Raw genomic sequence first — 10,058 nt, 5'->3', positions numbered from 1 at the left:
GATCATGTTCTTGACGTAGTCAGCGTGGCCCGGGCAGTCAACGTGGGCGTAGTGACGGATCGGGGATTCGTATTCGACGTGCGCGGTCGAGATCGTGATACCACGAGCCTTTTCTTCCGGCGCGGCGTCGATCGAGGAGTAGTCCTTGAACTCGCCACCGAAGCGCTCGGCACCGATCTTGGTCAGTGCGGCGGTCAGCGTGGTCTTGCCGTGGTCGACGTGACCGATGGTGCCGACATTGACGTGCGGCTTGGTGCGCTCGAACTTACCCTTGGCCATGGCTGCTTATCTCGAATTCGTCTGAGAGGTGATGCTTAAGATGGTGCTCACGAAAGGAATCGAACCTTCGACCTCTTCCTTACCAAGGAAGTGCTCTACCGACTGAGCTACGTGAGCCGAGTTTTGCATTATGACATGAACTCGATAAGATTCAAAGTTCATTCAATGGAGCGGGAGACGGGAATCGAACCCGCACCATCAGCTTGGAAGGCTGAGGTTCTACCATTGAACTACTCCCGCGCCGGGAATGTCACAACGTGAAACTGGTGGAGGGAGGTGGATTCGAACCACCGAAGGCGTAAGCCAGCAGATTTACAGTCTGCCCCCGTTGGCCGCTTGGGTATCCCTCCTTACCACCCCATTCCGTTGCCGCCGAAGCGTTGCGGTGTGTGGTGGTGAGCCGCTTATTCTGCTGATGGGACGGGGGGCTGTCAACGCTTTTTTCCATCTTTTTCACACGTTGTCGCAAACCCATTGATACGCAAGGTTATTGACCGGGGACCGGCAGGGTCTCGCTGGCGAAAATTGCGACATGGGGGACTCCGTCGGCGCCGATCCAGCCCCGATACATGCCCTGGGTGTTGAACGGCGTGGCCATTCTGCCGTCCGCGGCAAGCACAATCGCACCACCGTCGCCGCCCATCTGCGGAATCGTCTCGTTGATCACGCCCTTGCCGGCCTGCTCCGGGCTCTGCCCCTGGTAGCGCATGCGCGCACAGATCTCGTGCGCGGCCGCGGTGCGGATGTAGTACTCGCCCCAGCCGGTGCCCGACACCGCACAGCGCGCATCGGCCCAGGTGCCGGCGCCGATGATCGGCGAGTCCCCCACCCGGCCATAGCGCTTGTTGGTCATGCCGCCCGTGGAGGTGCCCGCGGCCAGCTGCCCCTGCGCATCCAGCGCGACCGCACCGACGGTACCGAAGTGCTTTGCGGTCTCCAGGTCGGCATGGGCCTGGCCATTGACCTCTTCCTTAAGCGCGCGCTGCAGCTGCTGCCAACGCTTCTCCGTGCGGAAGTAGGAGGGATCAACCAGAGCAACGCCCTGCTCCACCGCGAAGGCTTCGGCACCCTGCCCTACCATCATCACGTGCCTGGACTTCTGCATCACGGTCTGCGCCAGCAGGATCGGGTTACGCACCCGCTGCACGCCGGCCACCGCACCTGCTGCCTGGGTGGCACCGTCCATCACCGCCGCATCCAGCTCGTTGTGGCCGTCATGGGTGAACACTGCGCCCTTGCCAGCGTTGAAGGTCGGATCGTCCTCCAGCACGGTGATTGCCGCAGTGACCGCTGCAAGCGCCGGACGACCGGCCGCCAGTTCGGCATGGCCTTTCAGCAGTGCGGCGCGCAACGCATCGCGCGCAGCCTTCTCTTCGGCCGGCGACAGGTCCTTGCGTTCGACGCCGGCGCCGCCATGGATGACCAGCAATGGCGACGCAGCCGGGGCAGCCTGGGCGATCAATGGAAAGGACAGCAGCGCGGACAGCGCCAGGCGCAGTTTCATCAGGTACGTCTCCAGCAGGACAAGGGAATGGATTGCAGGGTAGCGCCGGCCGCTGGCCGCAAGGGGCGCATCAGCTCAGGGAAAGTGAGTTGCCGGCCAGCGGCCGGCGCTACCGAAGCGTGAACTCGATCTGGCCGTCGCTGATGTCGGCCACGGCCTGGTAGTCGGCCTCGGCCTGGAAATCGTCCAGGCGCATACGGCTGCCACTGGCGACCACGGTCACCGGAACGGCATGGAAGCGCAATGGTTCGCCCTCGACCAGGCGATCGGCATCACGACCGGGGCTGACCACCCAGACCTTGCCCTCGCCATCAGCGCTGTAGACCTGGGCCTGGCCATCGGGCTCCACGCACAGGGCGGTGTCCTCATCAACGCCGATGCCGACGATGTCAGGGTCGCCGCTGTCCTGCGCGGCGCGTGCCACGAACACGATGAGGCGGCCAAGGCGGTCACGCTTGTCGAAATGGGTGTCGGTGACCACGCGCTGCAGGTAGGGCATCTGCAGGAAGCCACTGTCCATGGTGACTGCGCTGCCCATCGGATCGGCCAGCGCACCGGCCGAGCTGATGCTGCCGCCATCCATGGCGCCATAGGCATAGCCGCCGAGGATGGCCAGGCCAGCGCTGGTACCGGCAATCGGCTTGCCGGCGCGTACATGGGCGTTGAGCGCGCGGTTGAGTGCGGTGCCCTTCCAGAAGCGGATGTAGCGCGACTGGTCGCCGCCGGCAATGAAGATGGCATCGGCCGCAGCGACCACGCGCAGCACGGCTGGATCATCGGCACCGCGGCGGCTGTCGAAGACCAGCGTCTGTACCGCGGTGGTGCCGCCGATCTCGCGGTACAGGCGGTCCTGCAGTTCATCGCCACCGGAGGCACGCAGGATCAGTACACGGCCATTGCCGGCCTGCTTCAACCACCACTGGAAGGCATCCGGCACCCACTCGCCACCGCCCATCAGCATCATCGCGGATGCACGCGGCCCGGGACGTGGGGCCTCAAGGTCGCCGACCTCGTAGTAGGAAAAGCCCGGGCCCTGCAGATCCTGCGCGGGCGCGGCCGACGGCCAGGCCAGCATCAGCAGCGCCAGCCAGGCAACAGGGGTACGCAGGGTCCGGTGAACGCGTCGCATCTTGATCTCCCTGAACAAAATCGACTTGCAAGCGTTTTCACTCCTTGCCAGATAGGGACCCAGTAGTCAAGGACATAAAAAAGGCGTTAAATGCGCGCGCCCATTCCGGAAATCTGAATGGGGGACAGGGCCCCTCCTCTGCGGGCCGGCTTCATTTCCGAGAATTCCTCATGCGTAGAAAGGCGATGGCGTGGTCGATCCAGCTAGCGTTGATGGGTGTGGCTGCTTCCGCGGCCGCCCAGGCTCCGGCGTCCTCTCCGGTACAACAACTGGACGCGGTGCAGGTCACCGGTTCGCGCATTCCGCGCGCCCAGGTGGAAGGCCCCGCCCCGATCACGGTGATCAACGCCGAACAGATCCGCTCTAGTGGCTTCACCAGCGTGCCGGACGTGCTGCGTGCGATGACCCAGAACGGCGGTGAGACGCAGAGCCAGCAGTCTTCCAGCGGCGCCGACTTCTCGCCGGGTGCCCAGCAGGTGGACCTGCGCGGCCTGGGCCCGAACCACACGCTGGTGCTGGTCAATGGCCGCCGTATCGCCGACTTCCCGATGCCGTTCAAGGGCCGCAGCAACTTCACCGATGTCTCCAACATTCCGCTGGGGATGATCGAGCGCATTGAAGTACTGACCGGCAGCGCCTCGGCCATCTATGGATCGGACGCGATCGCCGGCGTGGTCAACTTCATCCTGAAGAAGAAGGCCGACGGCACCACGATCGACATGCGCATGGGCACCACCACTGAAGGCGGTGGCGAGTCGTTCGACATGAGCATCGCCAGCGGTTTCAGCCGTGGCAACTTCAACGCGGTGTACAGCGTGGAACTGCAGTCGCAGACGCCGCTGTGGGCCTATGAGCGCGACATCCAGGACTCGACCCAGGACGGCCCCACCGAGGGTTCGCGCATCGCCCGCCGCGCCTACCTGCGCACCGACTACAACGATGACTACCTGGACCCGGGCGCGGCCACCTGCGAAGCGCTGTCCGGCCAGAACCAGGGCAGCACCTACCGCGCCTACCGCCCGCGCTATGGCTATTACTGCGGAAGCGACAGCTCGATCGGCTACGGCACCATCCTCAGCAAGCGCCGTGGTGCCAATGGCTACGCCTCGCTGAGCTACGACTTCGACAATGGCCAGCAGTGGTTCGCCGATGTGCAGCTGGGCTATCACACGATGTCGCTGATGCGCGACGTCACCAAGTGGGGCCGCATGGACGCCAACGGCGATGAGTCGGGCTACTTCAACAACGAAGCGACCGGCGAGATCGAGTTCTGGCAGCGCCAGTTCTCGCCCGAGGAAATGGGTGGCCTGCGCAATGCCATGGTGCGCAGCACGCAGAAGACCTTCAGCGTGACCACCGGCTTCAAGGGCAACCTGGCCGGCAACTGGGACTACGAAGCGGCATTGAGCCATTCGCAGTACCAGTCGCGGATCAGCTGGGCGCAGATCATCGCCGCCAAGGCCAATGACCTGTTCCTCGGCCCGCAGCTGGGCGTGGATGACGACGGTTTCCCGATCTACAACGCCGACCCGTCACGCCTGTACCGGCCGCTGACCCGCGCCGAGTACGATTCGATCGCCGCGCGTACCACCTACACGCCGAAGTCGCGCACGGAGACGGCGGCATTCACTCTGACCAATTCCGCGCTGTTCGGCCTGCCCGGCGGTGACGCCGGTTTCGCCGCGACCGTGGAAGTGGGCCAGCAGGCGTACTCGCTCAATCCTGATCCGCTGGCGACCCAGTACTACTATTACAGCTGGAAGGATTCGGACGGCCAAGGTTCGCGCAACCGCTGGGCTACGGCGGCCGAGCTGCGCATGCCGCTGCACGAAACGGTCAACCTGAGCGTGGCCGGCCGCTACGACCAGTACCGCTATTCCGGCCACACCATCGGCAAGGCGACCTGGAGCGGTGGCCTGGAATGGCGCCCGATCGACACGCTGCTGGTGCGCGGTTCGTATGGCACCGCGTTCCGTGCGCCGGACCTGCACTATGTATTCGCCGGCCCGGGCAACGATGAGACCACCGCCGAAGACCTGTACAGCTGCCGCGCCGACGGCGCCACCGACTGCGCCGACTACGAGCGCAACCTGATCCGCAGCCGCACCGGCAACCGCCAGCTCGACCCGGAAACCAGCACCTCGTGGAGTGCCGGCTTCGTCTGGTCGCCGGCCGTCGGCCTGGACCTGTCGGTGGACTGGTTCGACATCGACATGCGCGACCAGGTGCAGGACATGGACGTGCGCACGATCCTGGCCAACGAAGCGAACTGCCGCCTGGGCAGCGCCGACATCACCTCGCCGACCTGCGTGGATGCACTCGCCCGCATCACCCGCAGCAACGACGGGCGCCTGTATGGCGTGCGCGTGGCGCCGATCAACGTCGCCCGCGAATCCACCTCCGGCATCGACGTCGGCCTGCGCTACCGCCTGCAGACGGGCATCGGCGACTTCATCTTCAACGGCACCCACACCTGGGTGAAGAAGCATGACTTCCAGCGCTACCCGGGCGACCGTACCGAAGACCAGTTCGCAGTGAACAGCGGCTTCGACATCCCACGCACCAAGACCAGCCTGAGCGTGACCTGGGAAAAGGATGCGTGGTCGGCAACGGTGTACGGTTCGCGCCTGGGCAAGCTGCCGACCTCGGACAGCTACGACCAGGTGTTCGACTGGGACAGCGGCGACAGCCCGTACGTGAAGGCGACCTATCGCTACAACGCCTCGCTGCAGTACCGCTTCGACGACCACTCGCGCCTGTCGCTGTCGGTGGTCAATGTGTTCAACAAGATGCCGCCGACGGACCGTACCTACACTGCATACCCGTACTACGACGTGTCCTGGTTCGACAGCGTGGGGCGCACGATCAACCTGCAGTACACCCACAAGTTCGGTGGCAGCGCGCTGTAAGCGCCCGGCCAGCGCCGATACAGGAGACCCCCGCTTCGGCGGGGGTTCTTTTTTCCGCCGCCTGAACGGTACCCGCGCGCAGGCTCCGGCCCGACCGGCCAGCCGGGGATTTTAGGAAACAGCTGATTCCGCGCCGCGCGCGCCGCTCCCTAGCATCGTTGCATGTTCCGCTTCCCCCGCCCTTCGCTGCAGCAGGCCGTGCCATCGACCACCGCGTCGGTGCTGCTGCGCTGCCTGACCGTGTGCGTCTTCGTCTGCCTGGCCGCCGCGGCCGGCTTCTACCTGCTCACGGCATTCACCGAGGACATCTCGACCCATCGCCGCGAGATGAATGCAGCGGCCTACAGGGCCCAGATCTATTTCGACCAGCGCGAAGCCCTGCTGCGCTATCTGGGCGATTCGGTGGTGAGGGGCAACCCGGATGCACCTGCGGCGGACAGCGAAGGCATGCGCCAGGTGCCGCTGGATGGTGCTGGCGGCCAACCGGGCCAGCGGCTGCTGTTGTCAGCGCGCGCCGAACACACGCTGCAGGCACTGCAGACGCATCTGCTGCTGGTCGATGCGCACGGCACGCACTGGCTGGCCGGCGGCGAGGTCGACGTGGACCTGGCGCACCTGCCATCGCTGCGTGCGCTGCAGGCACGCAGCGGCAGCCTGGAGGCGGCCGACCCGGTGCACTGGCTGCGCCCGGGTGACAGTGGCGTTGCATTGGCGCAGCCGGTACAGGCCGGCCCGCATCCGACGCAGTGGCTGGTGCTGCTGCTCGACGGCGCGGCGGCGGCGAGCATGATCGACGGCCAGGGCATCGGCGGCTATGCGCTGCTCGACCGTGCAGGGCAGCCGGCATTGTCCAGCCAGACCCCGCGTCTGGATGGTGCGGGCTGGAAGACCCTGCGGGAACGCCAGCACGACAGCTTCGGCACGCTGTGGAGTGGCGGGCTTCCGCGCGGTGTAGCGCTGGTGAAAAGTGTCGGCAACGACGGCTGGCGGTTGGTCTACCACCTGCCGTCGCAACTGCTGCTGGGTGACCTGGCGGTGCCGCTGCTGGTCTGCGCGCTGTTGCTGCTGCTGGCCGGCGTCGCGCTGCGCCTGCTGCGGCATCGCGTGGACCTCCAGCTGATCCAGCCGGCCCTGCAGCAACAGCGCAGGCTGCTGGAGAACCTGGATTTCAGTTCGACGGTGATCGACATGGCGCCGGTCGGCATCTGCGTCCTGCGCCGCAGCGACCGCGCGCTGCTGCTCTCCAACCAGCTGCTACGCGACTGGCTTGGCGAAGAAGGCGAACACAGCGACTGGCAGGCGCCATGGCGCGGACATGCCGGCGAGCGCGGGCGTGGACTGGAATTCACTACCCGCGACGGTCGTCAGCTGCAGGTGCTGCACGCGGCCTGCCGCTACCAGGGCGACGACGTGCTGCTGTGCGTGTTCCATGACATTTCCCGGCACCGCCAGGCACAGGCCGCGCTGTCGTCGGCACGCCAGGCCGCCGATGCGGCCAACCAGGCCAAGAGCGCGTTCCTGGCCACCATGAGCCATGAAATCCGTACTCCGCTCTACGGCGTGCTGGGCACGCTGGAGCTGCTCGGGCACACCTCGCTGGACGCCCGGCAGTCGCAGTACCTGCGCACCATCGAGAGTTCCTCATCGGTCCTGCTGCAGTTGATCAGCGATGTGCTGGATGTTTCCAAGATCGAATCCGGGCAGCTCAGCCTGGAGCCGGCGCCGTTCTCGCCGCGCGAGCTGACCGAGAGCGTGCTGCGCAGCTTCGCCGCATCGGCCACCTGCAAGGGCCTGCAGATCCTGGTCTGTACCGACCCGCGCCTGCCCACGCGCGTGCTGGGTGATGCCGACCGCATCCGCCAGGTGCTGGGCAACCTGCTCAGCAACGCGATCAAGTTCACCGAGCATGGCCGGGTGGTACTGCGCGTGCGCCAGGTACAGCGCGAAGGTGAATCGAGCGTGCTGGCCTGGCAGGTCACCGATACCGGCGTGGGCATCGCCGCGGAGGAACAGGCGCGGTTGTTCGAACCATTCCGCCAGGTCCGTGGCGCGGCCAGTGCACAGGGCACCGGGCTGGGCCTGTCCATCAGCGACCGCCTGGTGCGCCTGATGAGCGGCGAGCTGCAGGTGGTGAGCGAGCCCGGCCTGGGCAGCAGCTTCAGCGTGCGCCTGCCCTTGCCGGTGCTGGCCGCCGCCGAGGATGGCCCGACCCTGCTGCCGGAGCCGCCGATCCTGGTGCGCGGCCGTGATCGCGAACTGGTCGACAGTGCCTGCGGCTGGCTGCGTCGCTGGGGCGCCAACGCACAGCCCCTGCAGGGCGACCCTGCACTGCTGGACCATGACGGCGCGATCCTGATGGACGGCGAGGCCGGGATGCCGCTGGCCTGGGCAGGCCCTCGCGTGGTGGCATCGATCGACGGCGGCGACCAGCCCACCGTTGCCGCCGATGGCAGCCTGGTGGTGACCCTGCATGGGATGACCGCGATCGGCAATGCACTGGCCAACGTGCAGCAGCAACGTGCGGAGCTGCCGGAAACATCGCGCGCGGCAAGGCCGATGCCGCTGGGCCTGCACGTGCTGGCCGTCGAAGACAACCCGATCAACCGGGTGATCCTGGCCGAGCAGCTGCGCACCCTCGGCTGCGACGTGGAGCTGGCACAGGACGGCGTGGAAGCCCTGCAGCGATGCCGAGAGCAGTCTTTCGACCTGGTGGTGACCGACATCAACATGCCGCGCATGGACGGCCACGCGTTGGCCCGGCAACTGCGCGAGGACGGCAACCCGGTGCCGGTGATCGGCGCCACCGCCAATGCCACTGCCGAGGAGCGCGAGCGCTGCCTGGCCAGTGGCATGCAGGGCTACCTGAGCAAACCCATCGACATCGCACGCCTGCGCAAGGCGCTCACCTCACTGCGCCAAGGAGACCCCGCATGACCCAGCGTGTCCTGATCCTGGAAGACCAGCCCTTCCAGCGTGGTTTCCTGGCCAATCTGTTCGGCAGCCACGCAGGCGTGCAGGTCGACGCCTGCGAAGACGTGGATGCGGCCATCGCGCTGTGTGCGTGCCAGCCCTACGACCTGGTGGTCAGCGACCTGCTGATGCCCGGGCAGGACGGCATCCAGTTCATCCAGGCGCTGGCGGCACAGCCGCGCCCGCCACGCCTCGCGGTGGTCAGCGCGGCCCCGCGGCGGATGATGACCTCGGCACGGCTGATGGCCGAATCGCTGGGGCTGGATGTGGTCGGCCTGCTGCCCAAGCCGGTGGCGGCCGCCGACGTGGACGCCCTGTTCGAGGCCTTGGCGCAGGCGCGTCCGGCCGCCGGCGAGGCCCCTACGCGCGCGGCGGCTGCGCCCGAACCGGATGCATCGCAGCTGCGCCAGGCCATGGCCGATGGCAGCCTGACGGCCTGGTTCCAACCGAAGAAGTCACTGCAGTCAGGACGCGTGGTGGCGGCCGAAGCACTGGTGCGCTGGCGACATCCGCAGCTGGGCACGCTGGCCGCTGGCAGCTTCCTGCCGGCAATCTGCCGCTACGGGCTGGAGGGCGATCTTCTGCGGATGATGCTCAAGGCCAGCATCAGCGCGCAGGCACGCTGGCGCAAGCAAGGGTTCCGGGTACCGGTATCGATCAACCTGCCCCCTCACCTGCTGGAGCAGTCGGACCTGCCCGACGAACTGCTGGCACTGACCCTGGCCAACGGCGGTACGCCCGGCGAATTGTGCTTCGAACTGATGGAAAACAGCACCACGCGGCACGTCAGCGACTTCTATGCCGGCGCCTGCCGCCTGCGCATGAAGGGGTTCGGCCTGGCCCAGGACGATTTCGGGCAGGGCCTGAGCTCGGTCCACAACCTGGTCAATACCCCTTTCACCGAGGTCAAGATCGACCGCGCGCTGGTCAGCGGATGCGCGCGCGACCCGGCCTTGCACCTGACCCTGTCGACGGTGATCGCGCTGGCCAACCAGCTGGGCCTGACCATCGTGGCAGAGGGCGTGGAAAGCGATGCCGACCTGGCTGCCCTGCGCCAGCTGGGGTGCAGCCAGGTGCAGGGCTTCCTGATCTCGCAGGCGCTGCCGTCGGACGAGTTCACCCGCCTGCTGGACGAAGAAGCGCCGCAGTTGGACGAGTCGCCGCGAGCCGCCCTGCGCTGACACGGATTCCACGTCCGCTTCACGAAATCATCAAGTGGCATTGACGATCCTGTCTGTGCAGCGGTGGCGGATGTCCCTCCGTTGCT

General features: G+C 66.5%; 6 protein-coding genes and 3 tRNA genes. 3 read left to right on the top strand and 6 right to left on the bottom strand.

Going from position 1 to position 10,058, the window contains the following annotated elements; translation table 11 throughout:
- The 6 genes from AC5P8F_RS10025 to AC5P8F_RS10000 all read right to left on the bottom strand — a co-directional run.
- On the bottom strand, positions 1-279 hold a 279-nt coding region (locus AC5P8F_RS10025; RefSeq protein ID WP_308307142.1), incomplete at its 3' end, for a GTP-binding protein.
- Between the two features lie 41 nt (positions 280-320).
- Positions 321-396 (bottom strand) — tRNA-Thr (locus AC5P8F_RS10020).
- Between the two features lie 49 nt (positions 397-445).
- Positions 446-519, bottom strand: a tRNA-Gly gene (locus AC5P8F_RS10015).
- A gap of 24 nt (positions 520-543) precedes the next feature.
- Positions 544-629 (bottom strand) — tRNA-Tyr (locus tag AC5P8F_RS10010).
- 137 nt (positions 630-766) lie between these two features.
- Positions 767-1,783 (bottom strand): isoaspartyl peptidase/L-asparaginase family protein, encoded by a 1,017-nt coding sequence (locus tag AC5P8F_RS10005; RefSeq protein ID WP_329768629.1) that lies wholly within the window; start codon positions 1,781-1,783, stop codon positions 767-769.
- Positions 1,784-1,892: 109 nt separating this feature from the next.
- Complete coding sequence (locus AC5P8F_RS10000) at positions 1,893-2,912, bottom strand: cyanophycinase (protein WP_111206825.1); 1,020 nt, start codon at positions 2,910-2,912, stop codon at positions 1,893-1,895.
- Between the two features lie 170 nt (positions 2,913-3,082).
- On the opposite strand from AC5P8F_RS10000, the gene AC5P8F_RS09995 reads away from it, so the two are divergent.
- The 3 genes from AC5P8F_RS09995 (at position 3,083) to AC5P8F_RS09985 (ending at position 9,972) form a co-directional block, all read left to right on the top strand.
- Positions 3,083-5,821, top strand: coding sequence for a TonB-dependent receptor plug domain-containing protein (locus AC5P8F_RS09995; protein ID WP_046429053.1), 2,739 nt, complete (start codon positions 3,083-3,085; stop codon positions 5,819-5,821).
- A 162-nt stretch (positions 5,822-5,983) separates the two neighbouring features.
- Positions 5,984-8,755 carry a response regulator gene (locus AC5P8F_RS09990; protein ID WP_495228013.1) on the top strand — a complete coding sequence of 924 codons (2,772 nt, stop codon included), beginning with the start codon at positions 5,984-5,986 and terminating at the stop codon, positions 8,753-8,755.
- Positions 8,752-9,972, top strand: coding sequence for an EAL domain-containing response regulator (locus AC5P8F_RS09985; protein ID WP_032956914.1), 1,221 nt, complete (start codon positions 8,752-8,754; stop codon positions 9,970-9,972). Before AC5P8F_RS09990 ends, AC5P8F_RS09985 begins: the two co-directional genes overlap by 4 nt.
- Positions 9,973-10,058 lie beyond the last annotated feature (86 nt).

The organism is Stenotrophomonas sp. YJH_SMC_69, from assembly GCF_059370495.1.
This window is presented reverse-complemented; position numbering and strand designations above follow the sequence as displayed.